This is a genomic window from Streptomyces sp. NPDC054840 (genome assembly GCF_053611065.1).
Map to the genome: position 1 here is coordinate 1 of NZ_JBSGZP010000077.1, position 17,038 is coordinate 17,038.

General features: G+C 67.7%; 16 protein-coding genes and 4 pseudogenes. 10 read left to right on the forward strand and 10 right to left on the reverse strand.

What is annotated here, in order from left to right:
• Nucleotides 1-105: 105 nt before the first annotated feature.
• Nucleotides 106-1,125 (reverse strand): iron ABC transporter substrate-binding protein, encoded by a 1,020-nt coding sequence (locus tag ACWGIU_RS08465; protein ID WP_453703665.1) that lies wholly within the window; start codon nucleotides 1,123-1,125, stop codon nucleotides 106-108.
• 216 nt (nucleotides 1,126-1,341) lie between these two features.
• On the opposite strand from ACWGIU_RS08465, the gene ACWGIU_RS08470 reads away from it, so the two are divergent.
• Together ACWGIU_RS08470 and ACWGIU_RS08475 are read left to right on the forward strand one after the other, a co-directional pair.
• Nucleotides 1,342-3,903 (forward strand): AMP-binding protein, encoded by a 2,562-nt coding sequence (locus ACWGIU_RS08470; protein ID WP_453703667.1) that lies wholly within the window; start codon nucleotides 1,342-1,344, stop codon nucleotides 3,901-3,903.
• Between the two features lie 237 nt (nucleotides 3,904-4,140).
• Nucleotides 4,141-4,417: pseudogene (locus ACWGIU_RS08475) on the forward strand (ATP-binding protein); the annotation flags it as partial.
• Between the two features lie 79 nt (nucleotides 4,418-4,496).
• Here ACWGIU_RS08475 and ACWGIU_RS08480 read toward each other — a convergent pair.
• The 5 genes and pseudogenes from ACWGIU_RS08480 to ACWGIU_RS08500 form a co-directional block, all read right to left on the reverse strand.
• A complete protein-coding gene (locus ACWGIU_RS08480; RefSeq protein ID WP_453703695.1) occupies nucleotides 4,497-4,832 on the reverse strand; it encodes a hypothetical protein in 336 nt (111 codons plus the stop codon).
• A 364-nt stretch (nucleotides 4,833-5,196) separates the two neighbouring features.
• Entirely contained in the window at nucleotides 5,197-5,616 is a 420-nt protein-coding gene (locus ACWGIU_RS08485; protein WP_453703669.1) for a hypothetical protein, read from the reverse strand.
• Between the two features lie 5 nt (nucleotides 5,617-5,621).
• Entirely contained in the window at nucleotides 5,622-5,915 is a 294-nt protein-coding gene (locus ACWGIU_RS08490) for a hypothetical protein (protein ID WP_453703671.1), read from the reverse strand.
• 22 nt (nucleotides 5,916-5,937) lie between these two features.
• A pseudogene (locus tag ACWGIU_RS08495) lies at nucleotides 5,938-6,749 on the reverse strand (IS5 family transposase).
• 132 nt (nucleotides 6,750-6,881) lie between these two features.
• On the reverse strand, nucleotides 6,882-7,361 hold the full coding sequence (locus ACWGIU_RS08500; protein ID WP_453703673.1) for a hypothetical protein: 480 nt from the start codon (nucleotides 7,359-7,361) through the stop codon (nucleotides 6,882-6,884).
• Between the two features lie 222 nt (nucleotides 7,362-7,583).
• Here ACWGIU_RS08500 and ACWGIU_RS08505 point away from each other — a divergent pair, with 222 nt between their 5' ends.
• Nucleotides 7,584-7,856 carry a hypothetical protein gene (locus ACWGIU_RS08505; RefSeq protein WP_453703675.1) on the forward strand — a complete coding sequence of 91 codons (273 nt, stop codon included), beginning with the start codon at nucleotides 7,584-7,586 and terminating at the stop codon, nucleotides 7,854-7,856.
• A 104-nt stretch (nucleotides 7,857-7,960) separates the two neighbouring features.
• On the opposite strand, the gene ACWGIU_RS08510 is transcribed toward ACWGIU_RS08505, so the two are convergent.
• The gene (locus ACWGIU_RS08510) at nucleotides 7,961-8,293 is read right to left on the reverse strand and encodes a hypothetical protein (RefSeq protein WP_453703677.1); all 333 of its coding nucleotides are present in this window, start codon (nucleotides 8,291-8,293) and stop codon (nucleotides 7,961-7,963) included.
• A gap of 796 nt (nucleotides 8,294-9,089) precedes the next feature.
• Between ACWGIU_RS08510 and ACWGIU_RS08515 the strand changes: the two genes are divergently transcribed.
• The 5 genes and pseudogenes from ACWGIU_RS08515 to ACWGIU_RS08535 form a co-directional block, all read left to right on the forward strand.
• Nucleotides 9,090-9,956 (forward strand): hypothetical protein, encoded by an 867-nt coding sequence (locus tag ACWGIU_RS08515; RefSeq protein ID WP_453703679.1) that lies wholly within the window; start codon nucleotides 9,090-9,092, stop codon nucleotides 9,954-9,956.
• A 242-nt stretch (nucleotides 9,957-10,198) separates the two neighbouring features.
• The gene (locus tag ACWGIU_RS08520) at nucleotides 10,199-10,444 is read left to right on the forward strand and encodes a hypothetical protein (protein WP_453703681.1); all 246 of its coding nucleotides are present in this window, start codon (nucleotides 10,199-10,201) and stop codon (nucleotides 10,442-10,444) included.
• Nucleotides 10,441-10,962, forward strand: coding sequence for an RNA polymerase sigma factor (locus ACWGIU_RS08525; protein ID WP_453703683.1), 522 nt, complete (start codon nucleotides 10,441-10,443; stop codon nucleotides 10,960-10,962). Before ACWGIU_RS08520 ends, ACWGIU_RS08525 begins: the two co-directional genes overlap by 4 nt.
• 260 nt (nucleotides 10,963-11,222) lie before the next feature.
• Nucleotides 11,223-11,687, forward strand: a complete 465-nt coding sequence (locus ACWGIU_RS08530) for a hypothetical protein (protein ID WP_453703685.1) — start codon at nucleotides 11,223-11,225, stop codon at nucleotides 11,685-11,687.
• A gap of 153 nt (nucleotides 11,688-11,840) precedes the next feature.
• A pseudogene (locus tag ACWGIU_RS08535) lies at nucleotides 11,841-11,945 on the forward strand (helix-turn-helix domain-containing protein); the annotation flags it as partial.
• Nucleotides 11,946-11,953: 8 nt separating this feature from the next.
• Here ACWGIU_RS08535 and ACWGIU_RS08540 read toward each other — a convergent pair.
• A pseudogene (locus ACWGIU_RS08540) lies at nucleotides 11,954-12,034 on the reverse strand (helix-turn-helix domain-containing protein); the annotation flags it as partial.
• 599 nt (nucleotides 12,035-12,633) lie between these two features.
• On the opposite strand from ACWGIU_RS08540, the gene ACWGIU_RS08545 reads away from it, so the two are divergent.
• Nucleotides 12,634-13,770, forward strand: coding sequence for a hypothetical protein (locus tag ACWGIU_RS08545; RefSeq protein WP_453703687.1), 1,137 nt, complete (start codon nucleotides 12,634-12,636; stop codon nucleotides 13,768-13,770).
• A 597-nt stretch (nucleotides 13,771-14,367) separates the two neighbouring features.
• Entirely contained in the window at nucleotides 14,368-15,156 is a 789-nt protein-coding gene (locus ACWGIU_RS08550) for an ISAs1 family transposase (protein ID WP_453703689.1), read from the forward strand.
• A 72-nt stretch (nucleotides 15,157-15,228) separates the two neighbouring features.
• Here ACWGIU_RS08550 and ACWGIU_RS08555 read toward each other — a convergent pair whose 3' ends face one another.
• Both ACWGIU_RS08555 and ACWGIU_RS08560 read right to left on the reverse strand, forming a co-directional pair.
• On the reverse strand, nucleotides 15,229-15,471 hold the full coding sequence (locus tag ACWGIU_RS08555) for a hypothetical protein (RefSeq protein ID WP_453703691.1): 243 nt from the start codon (nucleotides 15,469-15,471) through the stop codon (nucleotides 15,229-15,231).
• A 1,086-nt stretch (nucleotides 15,472-16,557) separates the two neighbouring features.
• Entirely contained in the window at nucleotides 16,558-16,986 is a 429-nt protein-coding gene (locus tag ACWGIU_RS08560) for a DUF2690 domain-containing protein (RefSeq protein WP_453703693.1), read from the reverse strand.
• Between the last annotated feature and the right edge of the window lie 52 nt (nucleotides 16,987-17,038).

The window sequence follows — 17,038 nt, forward strand, 5'->3', positions numbered from 1 at the left end:
TCGGCGCCCGGCACGCCACCGCCCGGGCGGCGTGGCGGCGCCGGCCGGGCGGTTGGCAGTGGCGGGATCCGTCGGCGTGACGGGATCCGTGGAGGGCATGACGCGTCAGACCATCCCGGCTTCCTGAAGCATCTTCAAGGTCTCCTGAAGCGATTCCAGCTTGCCCAGGTCGATCTTCGGGGGATCCAGGGAGGCCAGTGGCGGAAGGCCCTTGACCGTGCTGGTCACACCTGCCGCGAGCGGGTATTCCTTCGTGTCCTCGGCGAAGTACTTCTGCGCCTTCTCGGAGAGCAGGAAGTCGACGGCCTTCTGGGCGGCCGGGGCCTGGTCGCTGCCCTTGACGATGCCGACACCGGCGACATTGACGAGGGCGCCCGGGTCTCCCCCGGGCAAGAAGTGGATCTTCGCCTTGACCTTGCTCTCGCCCTTCTCGGCGACGCGCTCGTACCAGTAGTAGTGGTTGATCAGGCCGAGCGAGACCTCGCCCTTGCCGACGGCGTCGAGCACCTTGAGGTTGTTGTCGTACACCTTCGGCTCGTTGGCCTTCAGGCCCTTGAGCCAGGTGCGGGTGGCGTCGTCGCCCTCCAGGACGCGCATGCCGGTGACGAAGGCCTGGAAGGAGGCGTTGGTCGGCACGTAGCCGATCTTGCCCTTCCACTCCGGCTTGACCAGGTCGTGGACGGTGTCCGGGGCCTTGGCGACCTGGTCGGGGTTGTAGGCGAGGACGCGGGAGCGTCCGGAGGTGCCCACCCAGTCACCCGCACCGCCGCGGAAGCCGGTGCCCACCTTGTCGAGGGATTCCTGCGGAAGCTTCTCCAACAGGCCCTTCGTGGACAGGGCCCCGAGGGCGCCGGCGTCCTGGGAGAAGAACAGGCCCGCCTTGGTCTTGCCGCCCTCTTCCTGGATCTGGGCGGCGAGTTCGGCGCTCTCGCCGTAGCGGACGGCGACGGTGGTGCCGACGGCTTTCTCCAGCTCGTCGAGGAGGGGCTTGACCAGCTTCTCGTTGCGGCCCGAGTAGATCACGAGCCCCGCGTCGTCCTCGTCGACGCCGCAGCCTGCGACCACGGGCAGGAGGAGTGCCGCCGCGAAGAGCGCGGTCAGGCGTCGGACCAAGGGGCGTCGCATGGGAAGCCTTCCTGCAAGGGCAGCGGAGAACGGGGTAACGCCCCATAAGTAAGGTAAAGCTAACCTAAAGGTCAAGAGTGACGCACACAACAATTCGGCCGCGGCGACGCATCGGCGGAGCCGACCCTACCGCTTATTTTTCATTGGATCTTCAATGAGCTGCCTGTGACGTTCCTGTGACTATCCGGCGAGGTAAGGCATTCCTAAGATGCGCCCGTGACAGTCCTTCCCGACCTGTTCCCAGGCACCGCGTCCGTCCCGTTCGCCCTCGGCCTCGCCGCGCACGGCGACCGGACCGCCGTCGTCACAGCCGACGGTCGGGTCAGTTACGCCGAGCTGGCCGCCCGCGTGGCCGAGACGGCCCACCGCCTCGGCCGGGAACGCCGTCTGGTCCTGCTGGTCGGTGCCAACACCGTTGACGCCCTCGTCGTCCATCTCGCCGCCCTCGCGGCCGGACACCCCATCCTCCTGGTGCCGGGCGACCACCCGCAAGCCGTCCAGTCCCTGATCGACGCGTACGACCCGGACGTCGTGGCGCACCCCGAGGGCGGGGAATGGCTGCTCGACGAGCGCCGTGCGGTCTCGACGCACGAGCTGCACCCGGACCTCGCCCTGCTCTTGAGCACGTCGGGCTCGACCGGATCGCCGAAGCTCGTCCGGCTGTCATACGAGAACCTCCAGGCCAACGCGGAGGCCATCGCGCAGTACCTGGACATCCGGGACACCGACCGCGCCGCGACCACCCTGCCCCTGCACTACTGCTACGGCCTGTCCGTCGTGCACAGCCACCTCCTGCGCGGCGCCGGACTGATCCTGAGCGACCTGTCGGTCGCCGACACCTGCTTCTGGGACCTCTTCAGGGCGGGTCGGGGAACGACCTTCGCCGGAGTTCCGTACACCTTCGACCTGCTCGACCGGGTCGGCTTCGCCGAGATGGACCTGCCCCACCTGCGCTACATCACCCAGGCAGGCGGCCGCCTGGCACCCGCCCAGGTCCAGCGATACGCAGCACTCGGCCGCGCCGCAGGCTGGGAACTCTTCGTGATGTACGGCCAGACCGAGGCGACGGCCCGCATGGCCTACCTGCCACCGCACCTTGCGGAAACCCACCCCGGGGCGGCCGGAATCGCCATCCCCGGCGGCTCCTTCCGCCTCCAGCAGATACCCGGCCACGCCGGCCACCCCGACGAGAACACTGGCGAGCTGGTCTACTCGGGCCCCAACGTCATGCTCGGCTACGCCCACACCCCCGGCGACCTCGCCCTGGGCCGGACCGTGCACGAACTCCACACCGGCGACATCGCGCGCCGCACACCCGAGGGTCTGTACGAGATTGTCGGCCGGAGCAGCCGGTTCGCGAAGATACTCGGCCTGCGCATCGACCCGGGGCAGGTCGAGGCGATGCTCGCCCGACACGGCGTCACCGCCCTGTGCACCGGCGACGACGAGACGCTCGGTGTCGTGGCCGTCGGCGACCACGACCGGGATGCCCGCCGGATAGCCAGGCGCGTGGCCGACGAATGCGGTCTGCCGGCCCGTGCGGTCCGTGTCCGCATCCTCCCAGACCTCCCCCGCCTGGCCACGGGCAAGCCCGATTACCAGGCCGTGCGCGAACTGAGCCGCCAGGCGCCTGATTCCGCCACCGGCCCCGGCCCCGAGACCGCCACGGATAGCGTCCAGGAAAGCCTCTGCCTGCTCTTCGCACGGGTCCTCGACCGCACGGACGTGACGGACGAGAGCTCGTTCGTCAGGCTGGGCGGAGATTCGCTCTCGTACGTAGAGATGTCGATCCAGCTCGAAGAGCGGCTCGGCCACCTGCCCGCCAACTGGCACACGACACCGATCCGGGACCTCCGGCCGCCCGAGCAGCCGGCTCCCTCCACCCGCAAGCGGGTGCTGGAAACCAGCGTCGCGCTCCGCGCCCTGGCGATCTTCTGCATCGTCGGATCCCATATCCATGTCTTCGGCATCAAGGGCGGGGCGCACATCCTGCTCGCGGTCGCCGGATACAACTTCGCCCGCTTCCACCTCACCGCCGCCGAACGGCGCGTACGCATACGTCGGATCTGGACCGGCATCGCCCGCGTCGCACTGCCGAGCATGGCCTGGATCGGCCTGATCCTGCTCCTCAACGACGACTACACGCTCGCCAACCTCTTCCTCCTCGACAGTGTCTACGGGCCGGAAGACCTCAAGAGCGGTATGCAGTTCTGGTTCATCGAGGCCCTGGTCTACATCCTGCTCGCCACCGTCGCGATCCTCAGCCTCCCCGTCGTGGACCGGGCGGAGCGCCGCTTCCCGTACACGCTTCCCCTTGCGCTCGCCGGCCTGGGACTCCTCACCCGCTACGACCTCGTCGGCCTGCCCGCCCGCGAGCAGATCCCCGACGCGATCACCGTCTTCTGGCTGTTCGCGCTCGGCTGGGCGGCGGCCAAGTCCACCACCGTGCGACAGCGCCTGCTGGTCACCGCAGCGGCCCTGGCCACCGTGCCGGGGTTCTTTCCGGGCGACCCGGGGCGCGAGGTGATCATCATCGCCGGGTTCGCGCTGCTGGTCTGGGTGCCCAGCCTCCCCAGCAGCGAGCGCCTCAACCAACTGGCCGGCCTCCTCGCAACCAGCTCCTTGTACATCTACCTGACGCACTGGCAGATCTTCCCGCTCATCGACGGGTTCTCCCGGCACTTGGCGTTCCTCGCCTCGCTCCTCTTCGGCATCGCCTATGCGGCTGGCGCCGCCCGCCTGATACGAGGATTGTCAGCGCGCAGGAAGGCCGGCTGAAACGTAGACGCCCCCGACTGTCCACTCCGGTGGACGAGCAAGGGCAGACGAGGGCGGGCGAGCAGTCCCGCGGGAACGGCGGGGCCAACCGATTGATGCGGTGCGAGCGCGTACTTATTCCGGACCGGTCCAGTCGAAGGTGATGTGCTTGCTGGACTGGCCCTCGCGGCTCCAGTGAAAGCCGAAGGCGTCGGCGCTGTCCGCGGTCGAGCGGCCCGGGTGGCCACCCACCGGGCCAGGCATCGCCTGCTGATCGCCCTGGGCACCGAGGCCGCGATGAAGGGCTACCGCGTCCGCTACACGCTCGCCACGAAGCTGGTGAACGAACTGGTCGAAGCAGCTGATGAGAAGCAGCTGAACAAGACCATCGGCCGTTACGGCCGTGTCGATCTCCTCTGCATCGACGAGCTCGGCTACATGGAACTTGACCGGCACGGCGCCGAGCTCCCCTTCCAGGTTCTGAACCGAGCGCGAGGAGAAGAACAGCGTCGCCATCGCCTCGAACGAGTCGTTCGGCAAAGCGCACATGTTCCGGCGAACCTATGCCAGGCAGCGCCGAAACGGGACGGGTTCAGCCCTGCTGGGGCGGGTGATCAGTCGTCGGCAAAGGAGAGACATACCGCGCGTGGCTCCAGGATCACCTGGTTCTCGGTATAGCAATCTGCCTGCCGGGTGCCGACCTCGCTTGCACAGCCCATGCAGACGAGGTTCAGACCATCGGTGCCCGAAGGGCCCTGGCAGCAGCCGGTCGATCGCATGATGTCGGGGTGCCGTTCTGTGCCGATCACGTCGTCAGGGTGCACGGTGAAGCCAGGGACGTCGATGCCGAAATCGCTTACCTGAAAATTCCTGGCATAGGTGCCGCGGGGCGTCCGGGCCGGACGTGTCCGGACGCCCGGGATCTCCGACATCGGGACCGGCGGCGGCATTCTCACCTTGGTTACTGGTCCGGTGAGGGGATGTCGGCAGGGGTCACACAAGAAGCGCGGCATTCTGCTGATTCTGCAGATCGAGCACTGCCTTGACCAGCGAATTTGCCTCGTCTGTCATGCACCAGGCAGGCGGCCCGGATCGACGTCGTCGGCGAGGTAGATCATGGTGACCTCGGGGTCCATGCCGAAGGCGGCGGCGACGAGCTTGGGTCCATGGTGTTGACCAGGTCGAGCAGTCGAGTGCAGCGGATCATGCGGGGCGGGAAGCCGCAGGCGTCGAGGACGTGACTGACGTAGGCGGTGGATGCCGGGCCACGGCCGGACTTCGTCTGCGGGTGACCATCACATGCGGGTTGTCCGTTCACTGGTCTTCGCGGTGGGCCAGGCAGCGTTCCACGGCCGCCCAGGACGGCGGATCCAAAGCGACCGGATGCGGGCGGTTGCCGAGCCGGGCGGCCCGTGCACAACAGTCGAGGTCAACGGCCTGGAGCATTTTGACCTCCCGGCTTGAGGCGCCGTGCAACAGGGCGAGCATGCCCAGTAGGGCTTCGTGCGGGTGGACGGCCGGATCCGTTGTCCAGCGGCGGAACAGCAGACGTTGCTGATCAAGCGTCAGCGTCGCACCGGTGAAGCCGCTCGGTCCTCGGGCGGTCAGACCGCGGGCGGGATCGACGAGGATGATCTTCTGGGAACGTGCGAAGCGGAAGAACTGTCCGAGCACCACCAGTCGACGCTTTCGGGCCTCGGGCGAGCGGGCCAGGAAAGCTTCGAGATCGTGCACATCGGTCAGTGCCCAGTGCTGCTTGCCGCGCTCGCCGGCGAGGAACAGGGCGAGGTCACGATGGCCAGTGCGGCTTCGATGGTGGCATCGGTGCGGGGCAGCGTTCCGGCACGTCGGGATCGCTCACGCGAGCGGATCATGAAGTCGGAGAATGCCTCCACCGAAGGTCGCGGTGGGTCGGGGACCGCGAGGACGCGGCGTTGCCGGCGGCCGGCCGCGAGCCGCTCGGCCTGGTCGGTGGCCATGGCCAGACCGCGACTGGTGAAAAAGGTTTCCAGGGCACGGGCGAGGGAGCCCATCGAGCGGCCTTAACTGATCCTTTCAGAATGAGGTTCGGAGTCGTCTCAAGCAGATGATGCTGCAGGCGAGTTGGAGCAGTCCGAGGTTGGAGGTCGGCGCGTGTCTCGTAACGGGTCCGTAGGCGTTTGAATTGGTGGAGCCAGGCAAAGGTCCGCTCGACGACCCAGCGGGTCTTGCCCAGGCCGGAGCCGTGGGTGGTCCCCTTGCGGGCGATCTTCGGCGTGATGCCGCGGGCGCGGAGTAGGCGTCGGTACTTGTCGTAGTCGTAGCCGCGGTCGGCGAACAGCCGGCGCGGACGATGACGGGGGCGGCCGCGTCGGCCGCGGATGCGGGGGATCGCGTCCAGCAGCGGCGTCAACTGCGTCACGTCGTGCCGATTTCCGTTGGTCAGCGATACGGTGAGGGGTGTTCCGTGGCGGTCGGTGATCAGGTGGTGCTTGCTGCCCGGACGGGCGCGATCGACCGGCGAAGGTCCGGTGTGAGCCCCCCTTTCAAGGCCCTGACGTGAGAGCCGTCGACCGCAGCGTCGTCCATGTCCAGCAGGCCCGTCTTGCGAAGTTCCGCCAGGAGGATCTCGTGCAGACGTGGCCACACACCGGCCTCGGTCCAGTCCCGCAGACGCCGCCAGCAGGTCACCCCGCTGCAGCCGATCTTCTCGGTCGGCACATCTGCCCAGGCCACACACCCTTACGCAGGACGTAGACGATCCCGCGCAAGGCGGCACGATCGTCTGCCGGCAGACGGCCCGGATACCGCCGACGCCGCGGCGGGCGCGGTGGAAGCAGTGGGGCGACACGTTCCCACAGATCATCAGGCACAAGATCATCCGACACATCCAGAACCTTGCCGCCCGCCAGCCCAACTGCCAAGCCCTGAGCCAAACTCATTCTGAAAGGATCAGTAAGTGGTCACGGCGCGGGTGGCCGGTCGGGTTCTTCATGGCCCGACCCTATGGGCGCCCGCAGTCAGGCTGCAGGCCCTGGCCGTGCCCCGCGGCCGGGGGAAGGCGAAGCACGGCGGGGGGTGTGTCGGTGCCAGCTACGGCAGGCGGGGCCGCCCAGACGGACTTCGCGGGCGGCTATCTTGCGCAGGTCGGCGCGGGCGGAGTCCCGCTCGGCGTCCCGGTCCCCTTCGCTGCGGGGCTGCGGAGGGCGTGAGGTCTTCCCTGCCCCGTGGATGCGGTCGTGGGCGGCCAGGCGCTCCGCGAGCGTGGCCGCGTCGGTGCGCAGCTCCACCGCGGAGTTCACCGGTTCGGGGACGTCGTCGTACGGCTCCTCGCCCGGCAGATAGGGGCCTGGTGTGCAGGAGAGGGCCAGGGCATCCAGCACGGCGCCGGCCTGGCAGCAGGTCGTCGCGGGGTTCCCTGGGGGTCGCTGACGGCCGCTCCTGGCGGGCAGCGCCAGGACGTCGTCGACATCGAGGCGGACCTCCGGCAAAGACACCATGGCGCCCCACCTCCACCCCACCACGGTAGAAGCAAGCCACCGCACCAGGCCGAAAGTCCCGCCGCCAGGGCTGGACCTCCGCGCGGAAGGCGTAGCGGGTGCGGGACGCGGGGGGCTGATCTAGCGTCGAAGGAGGTACGCGCGCCCGGCGCCGTTTCCACGCGGATCCGGCAAGGCCCAGCTCCTGGGCGGCGCGACGATCCCGGAGAGCAGGTACGTCCCATGCGCATGTCCGCTCGTATCGCAAGCGTCCTTGCCGGCCTGGCCCTCGCGCTCGGCGGCGCGGCCTTCACGGCCTCCACCGCCCACGCGGACGTCACGGCCTGCATCAACCAGGTCGAGCGGGAGCTCCAGGGCGGAGAGGCCCCCGACTCCGTCCGAATGGCCTGTTACGCCGGGCTGACCGGCGACAACGCGCAGTGCGTGTCCGGCCTCACGGCGGGCGGCGTGACTAACGGAACCGCGGTTTCCGCCTGCAAGGTGGCTCCGAAGTAGCAGCCTGGCTTTGTTCACGAGAACGGGTTCTGACTCAACTCAAGAAGTGGACCAGAGCCCATCCTCGTGAACAGCCAACAGTTGTCGACCTGTCGCGCTCAGGCTCAACCGCCCACAACACCGTCGGTGACAACCAGCCTGCCTATGTGACAACTATCGTGCTTCGGTGGACCCGAACCCATGGCCGAGAAGACCGCTCCCGCAGTAGCCGACACCCCGCCGAGGCGATCCGGGACCTCAACCATCTGACCCGCTCCCCCCAGGACGGGTTCGAGTACCTCGGCGACGCCTACAGCACGGTCGCCAGCCTCTCTGTGATGGCGAGCCGGCTGCCGCAGGCAGTCGAGCAGATCGCCGCCTTCATGAAGAACCTGGAAGCCGGTGGGCACCTCCGCAGCGACAAGGGCACCCTCGTCGACGACCTCCAGGCCGTACACGACGGACTGACCATCGCGGGCCGGCGCGGCGGAGACCCTCCGCGGAGGCCTGGACAGGGCGCACCAGGGCCTCGGCCCGATCGCCTACCAGGGGTGAGAGAGCCCGTCGGCCACGAGCAGGAACCAGACCCTCGGCAGCATCTGCCGGGGGTCTCGTCATGCCCGCAGGTGGACGGACTGGGGCCGCCCGCTCGTGCAGTGTTCGGGTCCCGCCGGGCCGTCAAGGGCGCCTTCGGCGTCGCTGCGCGGTGCGCGCTGCGCACCCTTGACTGCCCGTCGTGTCTCCCTGGTGCTGGCTGGCTATCGGGCGGCCCCTCCGCTGGGCGGCCGGCTTCGGGCCGCCACGTCCCCGCACCGCCAGCACCGGTCACTCGGGAGAGTCGGGCTCGGGCTGCGGAGCATTCCGAGCCCGACTCCTCCTGTTCCATCGCCAGGCCGCGAGGGCTACGGCTACGAGGACGGTGGCGACGACGTTGCCAGCCACGTCATGGACCAGAAAGGACACCACGGCATCCACCTGTCCAGGCGTCAGCACGGTTACCGAGCCGACCTGCAGGGGGGCTTGAGCTGCTGCTTCACATGTAGTCATGCAAGCAGCAGACCGCCCCGGACCCACGGAATCCCAGTGATCCAGATGACCCCGAAAACACTCGGACGTTGCAGGTCGCAGGCGGAACAGACACGCGTGTCGTCAAACGGCTACGCCGTTCAGGAACGTTCAGTCAAATCCGCATACGTTCAGCCATAACTGCCCTACCGTGGGCTGTCACGCTGTAACGCAATGCCAGGAGGGGCCGTGACGCAGGGCAGTGTCGAGACGCACCCGGACGACGCCGAGGCCATCCGCGCCTACGACGAGGCGCTGCGTACCTTCGCGATCGACCTGACCCGGTTCCACATCCAGTTCGGTGCCCCCTCCTACTCCCAGCTCGTCAAGGCCTCCTTACGGCCGAAGCTGACCAAGGCCGGCGTGAACGAAGCACTCTCGGGAAAGCGGCTCCCCTCCTGCGAGGCGCTGCTGGAATTCGTACGCGTCGTGTGCAACCCGATCCCCCAGCAACCAGGAACACAGGCCGCCGCACATTCCCCGGCTCAGGCGACGCTCATCCCCCAGTGGCGCGACCGCTGGGTAGAGGTCAAGTTCCTGCAGCGCCAGGCCCAAGCGCCCTGGAAGCGTGTACGGAACTCCGCCCACGAGCTCATGGATCAGGCCCTCCGAGAGGCAGAGGACGTCCGCACTGCAGCGCACGTAGAGGCTGACCGCATACGCGCCGCAGCACACGCGGAAGCAGAAGCCATCCGGATGAGGGCCCTCAGAGACGTGGCGCAGGCCGTAATCGACGATGCTCCGTTCGACGACGCTCTCGACACCATCTACATCGACGCCAAACTCCTGTCGCCGGCCTGGAAGGAGAAAGCCCGAGATAGGCATAGTTGGGTCTTTACGGGCAAGAGGAAGTGGGAGTTCTCACCGCCCTTTTGGATGGCTGTCCCGAACCCGACGGTCCTGATGCCCGAGGACGGTGGCCCGACCCCGGTGGCCAAGCTGGCACCGAACAACTGGTACCTGGCCGTGGAGTGGCGCGGGTCGAAGCTCGTGGTGCAAACGCAAGACGCCAAACGAGGCCTCCTCCACGACACGTATGGAATCCAGCGGGGCTGAACTTCCCGACTCCACGAGCTCCCGTGCGCCGGATCTCGGTCGCCCGCATCGGGTGGGGGCCTTCTGTGGCTGAGGTGCAAGATCGGACCCGTAGTGGACGCGGAGGTCGTGTATCGCCGGATGAGCAAGCCCCGGTTCGACGTCGAAAAGATTCTTACGTGGGGATGTCACACTCGGGGGCGCTCGATGCTTTAAGACCCAGACGCGGGGCGCAGCGCACCGCGAAGGTCGAGGGGTGGATCGTGGATCCGACGTTGATGACGATGATCGTGGCGGGGGTGATCTCACTCCTTGGGCTCTTTGCAAGACTGGCGTACAAGGCGGCTCGGGACAGGGGTGAGGTGCGCCGGGCTGAGCTTGCTCAGCAGGGGCTTTCGGAGCGGGTGAGGTCGCTGCCGCCCGGGAGCCGACTGTCGGAGAAGTCACCCGAGCGCTCCGTCGAGATTCTGGTCGGCGTGAGCGACCACGGCGGGACGGGGGGCTCGTGACCGAGGTACCAGCGGCCCCCGCGGCCAAGGTGGTCCCCGCTCTTCGGCCTCCCCCACAGCCCGAGCAACAGGTTCAGAATGAGTTCGACGCCTTCTACCGCCGCGAGATGCCCGAGGTGACCGTGTTCCTCGTGAACCTGGGAGCCAGCGTGTACGAAGCGGCTGACGCCGCTCACGAGGCATTCCTTACGTTGCTCCCGGACAAGTGGCGGGAGCTCGAACACCCCAGGGCATGGCTCCGCACGGTCGCCTACCGGAAGTACTTGCGGCAAACCACGATCCGGACGCAGCCGATGGATCCGGTCCCGGACCGTCCAGGCGGCACGTGCCCGGTAGATCTGGTCCTGCTCACCGAACAGCAGAGGTCCGTTCTCGACGCCCTCGGACAGCTGGCGCCGGCTGAGCGGGAGGCTATGGCCTGGAAGCTCGACGGCTTCAACCACGAGCAGACAGCCCAGGCCCTGGGAAAGAGCCCCGCAGCGGTACGGCAGGCATACACGCGAGCGCGGCAGCGCTGATCACCAGCCTCGGGCTGAAGAAGGAGGCGGAGTCCGGTGAATGACGAGTACGAAGACTTCGACGCCGAGACCGAAAACATGCTTGACGCACTCCTTGACCAGCACCAGAGCAACCTTCTTGCGGCTGTCGGTTCAGCTCTGGACATCCCGTTCGGTCTCAGGCGCGCCACCGCACTCTCGTTGCACCGCCGCGTCACGGAGTGGGCGCAAGGGAACCACCGGTCGAACTCTCATTGCCCACCCAAGTACCTGTGCCGGGGGTGGAGCAGATCCGTTTCGTATGGAGGAGCGTGCCCAGCGGGGCCTTGCAGGAGGCCCTGGACGCTGTCCAGCTCGAAATCGTGCGGCTGAATGCCCTCATGAAGGGCATCGCTGATCGCCCTGACCAGTGCCCCGCTCCACCCGGTGAACGGGTACACCCTGCCGTCGCCGCTCGGCTCGCCCGCGACGAGCTGAACCGAATCGATGTGCGGCTGGCCAAGGGAGGAGTCACGAAGGAGTCGGCCGCCTCCGAGTTCACCGCCGCGGTAAGAGTCCTCAGAAATCAAGTCATCGGCTGGACCGCGGCCCTGGCCGTTGCCTCGCTCGTAGAGCGTCGCGGGATGGATCGTGAGCGCTGGTTGAAGGATCAGTTCATCACCGCGCACGACGGCGTGCTGCTGGTCAGGGAAAAGGTCGTGAAGCTCTTCGAGGAGGCCGAGGAAGGCGCCTTCCAAGTCAGCTGACCCCCCACTCAATCTGCCCCATGATCACGCGGAGTGATCATGGGGCAGACCTGATTCCCTTGCCGGAGACACTCAAGTCTGCCGCCGGCACCTCGTCTCCGAGCGGCAGTTCTGGCTGGTGATGCCCGCAGTTGCCGGGTCTCCGACGCGTCGACCGAGCTGTTCGCGCAGGGGGGCAAGCCGCCGGAGGTCGCTCAGCGGCTGCGGGTGAGCCGGAATTCGGCGTATCGGTGGCATCAGCTGTGGCGGGACGGTGGGGCTGCCGAGCATCTCAGCGGCCTGAAGCGCACCGACTCACGCTTCGCCCGCCCCGCGGCGGTCAGACCGCCGCCATCCGCATAGCGCATGAGGACGGCAATGCACCGCCAGCTCCCGCTGTCACCCCACCCCAACCTCAGCGGCAACCCGAAAAGCTCAGTAGGGCGTGCGGTGAACGGGGCCGAGTTCGGTGGCACTTCGCCAGCCGCAGGGCGATGACTTCCCCCGGCCGACCCGACACCCCCAGTGAATCCTATTTGCCCGAATGAGATAGGTTTGCGTGTTCCTATGTGGCTCACTTCCCGTGGTGAGCGGGGAGATGGCAGGCGGTCACCTCGAGGAGAGAGTGCGTCAGATGTTTGGATCAGAGGGCTTGGGCAAGCGGCGCGGTTCACGGTCGGTGGGGTTGAGTCGTCACTGGCGGCTGGCGGTTTTGATGGCTGCTGGTTTCGCCACCGCGGTCGGTGGTACCACCGGCGCTGCGACGGCCACGGCCGCTGACGCCGTGGACACGGGCAAAGCGGCGCATCTGGCTCCTGCCCCCGCTCCGCGTGGAGGCGAAGAGGGCGACTCGCGGCCTGAGGCCACAGAGGCCGGTAAGGAAGAGGCCGGCATGGGTGGCTGGGCGGAGGGTACAGGCAACCCGGGGTGGCATGGTGGTCACGGGGGTGGGGAGCAGGACACGCCGGTGGAGTGTGATCCCAATGCGCTGATCGCTGCGATCACTGATGCGAACGAAGAGGGCGGGGGCGTCCTGAGTCTGGCGAAGGGATGCACCTACATCCTGACGACCAGTGAGGACGGCGTCGGACTGCCCGTGGTCGTCCAGCCCCTGACGATCTACGGCAACGGTGCCACCATCACCCGCGCCCCCGCCGCCGACCCCTTCCGTATCTTCGAGGTCGAAACCGGCGGCGACCTCAGCCTGCGCGACCTCACCATCACCCGCGGCAGGGCGGACGATGAGGGGGACGACCGCGGCAACGGCGGCGCGATCCTTGTCCAGGAAGCGGGCCGGCTCGACTTGGAGTGCGTCACCCTCGACGGCAACTCCCCAGATGACCCCCAGTCCTACGACGGTGGTGCGATCTACAACCAGGGTGTCACCAGTATCCGTCGCAGCACCTTCAGCAACAACAATGCCGATGACGGCGGCGCCATCTTCAACGACGAGGGCAAGGTGACCATCACCACCTCGAAGATCACCAACAACGCCTCCGACCCCGACGACGGCTACGGCGCCATCGACAACCACGGCGGAAGCACCTCCGTCAGCAAGAGCGAGATCAGCCACAACACCGCCTACTACGGCGGCGGCGTCTACAACGGCAGTGGCGTCATGGACGTCGACAAGAGCCTCATCACGTCCAACCAAGCAAACGCGGACCGTGGTGGCGGCGTCTACCACAGCGGCGGCTCGTTCTACCTGCGCCGGAGTGTTGTCGAGTACAACACCTCCTACAACGGCGGCGGCCTGTACCTCGACTACCCGGCAGTGGTCGAGGATTCCAAGATCCGCGAAAACGTCGCCCACTACGGCGTCGGCGGCGGCATCTACATCGGCGACGACGTCTCCATCCGCCGCAGCGAGATCACCCGCAACCGCGCCCCCTCCGAGGGACAGGGCGCTGGCGGAATCTACATCACGAACGGTTACACCACCACCCTCACGGACACCGACGTGACCCACAACTCCTCCGACGCAGCCCCCGGCGGCCTCTTCAACTACGGCTCAACCATCCTCACCTACGGCAACGTCAACATCGTCGACAATGACCCCGCCAACTGCACCCCCGGCGACCCGGTACCCGGCTGCTTCGGCTAACAGCCAGCCAGGTCGCCACCAGCCCCCCAATACCTTCTTGGTAGCCCCCGCAATGGGGCGCCCGGCCGCCGGGGTCAGGGCTGATTCAAAGTCGCGGTCTTGACGAGAAGCGGCTGGTCACGGACGTATGACGATGCGGGAGACGGCCGCTACGCAGGCAAAGAGGCTCCGGTTGAAGGGGTGACCTTCCCAAGTCGCCCTGTACAACCGGAGCTCGATGTGTCGTCAGTCTGCCACCGTCTGCCTGACCAAGACGCCGTCCCGTCAACACCGCGCCATCCCCGAACCTGCTGAGCGGCTCTGTCATCTGGCCGACCCCCGTGATCGACGCGGACGGCGCCACATCGTGGTCTCCGTCCTGCTCACCGCGGCCAGCGCGGTCCTGGCCGACGCCCGCTCCTACCTGGCCGTCGGCCAGTGGGCCCGCCACGCTCCCCCGGGACACCCTCGAGGGCCTCGGTATCCGTCCGGGCGGGCCGTTCGCGGTGCGTCGCGCCCCCTGCATCTCCACTCTCCGCCGCGTGCTGACCCTGGTATGCCCCCGGCGCCCTGGCCGACCTGCTCGGATGCGACCCTGCGGGGGCCGCATCAGTTGCGGTGGACGGCAAGACCGCGCGCGGCTCGCGCACTGATACCGCTCCGGCCGCCCACCTGCTGTCGGCCGTCGTACCCGGTGGACGCACCGTCAGCCAGCTGCGGGTACCGGACAAGACCACCGAGGTCACTGGCTTTACACGCCTGCTGGCACCGTTCGACCTGAGCGGCGTGGTCGTCACCGCCGACGCCCTGCAGACGCACCGCGAACACGCGAAGTGGCTGGTGGAGGCAAAGAAGGCGCACTACCTGCTTATCGTCAAGGGAAACCAGCCGGGTCTGGCCGCCGCGCTACGTGCACTGCCATGGAAAGAAGTGACCTTCCGCCGCTACGACCGCGAGGCCGGGCATGGACGGCGCGAAACACGCTCGGTCCGCACGCTTACGGTCACCGATCTGGGCCTGGCCTTCCCACCCCCGGTCCAGGCGGCGAAGATCCTGCGGCACCACACCGACATCAAAACCGGCACGGATACCCGGCAGACTGGTGAGCAGGTCGGCGGGCTCGGAGATGTACTGGGGCGCCATTGCCGGCCGCCGCGGTACGGAGCCGGTCTTGCCGGGGGCCCAGACGCCGACGGCCTTCGTCCACAGCCGCCTCGCCTCGGTGATGCTGCCGCCGCACGCCTTGGTGTAGGCCTCGACGACAGGCCACGCCGGGACGCTGGGCCGCTGCCCGGGAGCGGGGACCAGCTCGGCCCGGTACAGGGTGCTGCGGGAGGTGGGCAGGCCCACCAGTTCGGTTTGGATCGCCACCTGGCTGATGGTGAGGCCGGAGGCCTGGCGCAGTGACAGCAGCCACTGCGCCAGGCCTCGGGCGGTGTGCTCAGCCAGGGCGCTTTTCGCGCGCCCCACCGCGGTCTCCTAGAAGGCCTGGCGGCGGGTGGTGAGCGTGTCGACCAGTCGGCGGATCAGCTCGATACCGAGCAGGCCGCCGACGGCGAGGACGGTGATGACGGTGTCCACCGGCATCCCGTAGATGGTGAGTGCGGCGGTGAGGAGGATGACGACGACCACGATGATCGTGGCGGGCACCGGAACCAGGGTTCCGGTGCTCGTCGTCGGAGCCTCCACGCACGCGGCTGCGGGCGCGGTCTTCTTCTTCAACTGATTCTCCTGAAGGGGTCTCGTTGCCACTCGACAGGTCCACCAGCGACCGATGGCCTTGCAGGGCCAAGGGTCGTAGACCTTCCCACAGCCTTCAGGACCCCTTTATGTCCGTCTACAGCCTCCCGGAGCCCCGTTTCACTCTGTCCCACTGGAAGTTGAGATGGCATCAGCATTACTTCCGCAGGTCACCGGCACCGCCGCTCAGGCCGCGCTGACGCGTTGTGCCGCCGTGTCCCACGTTCGGCGGCCAAGAGGCCTTGTCCCGTCGGCCTGGAACGCGCATCTTCGGTCCGTGAGCCCGGAACCGACCGGGCCCCCACGGAGGGAGTGAAGGCGATGCACGTCATGACCTGGATCAATCCATGGCCACTGATGCGGTCCCTCGTCTTGCTCTGCGCCGGCTACATGCACGTGAGGACCTCCGCGCCGCCCGTGGGTACCTTCGCGCCGCCCTGGGCATCGGCCACGCCGTTGTGGCACGGGTTACTTCGCCCAGCTCCCGGATGATTCCCGGAGCCATATGCCTGCACGTCAGGCACATCTGGTATGCGGGGAACGACGCCTGCCCTCACAGGGAGAACTGCCCGACGCGGTCTCTCACCACGCCGGTCTATCCGGGATGACTCCGGAGCCATGTCCGCATGCCTGCAGGTCAGGCATTGTCCGGGACGTGGCGAACATGTCCGCCTTCATGGGGCGGACCTCTCAGACGCGGTCTCCCCGGGCCGTTGCCACTCGACACCAACAGGGGAAATAGGTCGGATGTCGTTGCAGCGACTCCGGCCCCGGGTGCAGCCACCGGCTGCACCCTGAGCTTCGAAGGACGGGAAGGACTACAGACCGAGTACCCGGTCCAACCCGAAGGGGTGGGAGGAATCTCCCGGCCAGCCGCCGACAGCGGCGTCCCAGGCACTGGGAGGACGCCGGCCGCGTGTTCCACGTCCCAGTGGCCGCAGCCACGCTGAAACGGCGTCGGCGAGCTCTACAGGAAGTCCCACCGCCGCTCCCAGGACGCGCGTGACGAATCCGCGCCCCTGGGGCGGCTGTCAATCGTGAGCTGGCCCGCCCGGCGAAGGCGCTGGGTCAGTGCCAGCCTGTGCATTCCCAGTCGTTCGGGCGGCCGGTGTACGCCTCGTAGCAGGCCCGGTAGGCCTTGTGGGCGTTGACCATGGCGGTGTACGCGTTGAAATGCGGCGAGGCGTGCTCGACGTACGGCGAGCTGCGCTTGACGTCGAGCTTGAACCGCCATGAGCCGTCGCCCTTGTCGCTGATCACCCAGGCTGCGGTGCACGCCGCCGAGTAGCGCAGGTAGGCGGAGGGGCCGTCCGGGTTGTGCGCGACGGCGATGGTCTTCGCGTCCCGGTCGCAGCGCTGGGCGTGGGGGTTCTTCCCGGTGCATGAACTTCCCTTGCATCCTGGTGCCGCCGCGGATGCCGGTGCGGAGGCGCCGAGGAGGAAGGTGGCGCTGAGGGTGAGGCCCATGAGGGCTCCTGCGATGCGGTTGAGGTTCATTGACAAGCTCCTGGTGTGGACGACGGGTGTTCACGTCTCGGGTGGGCAACAG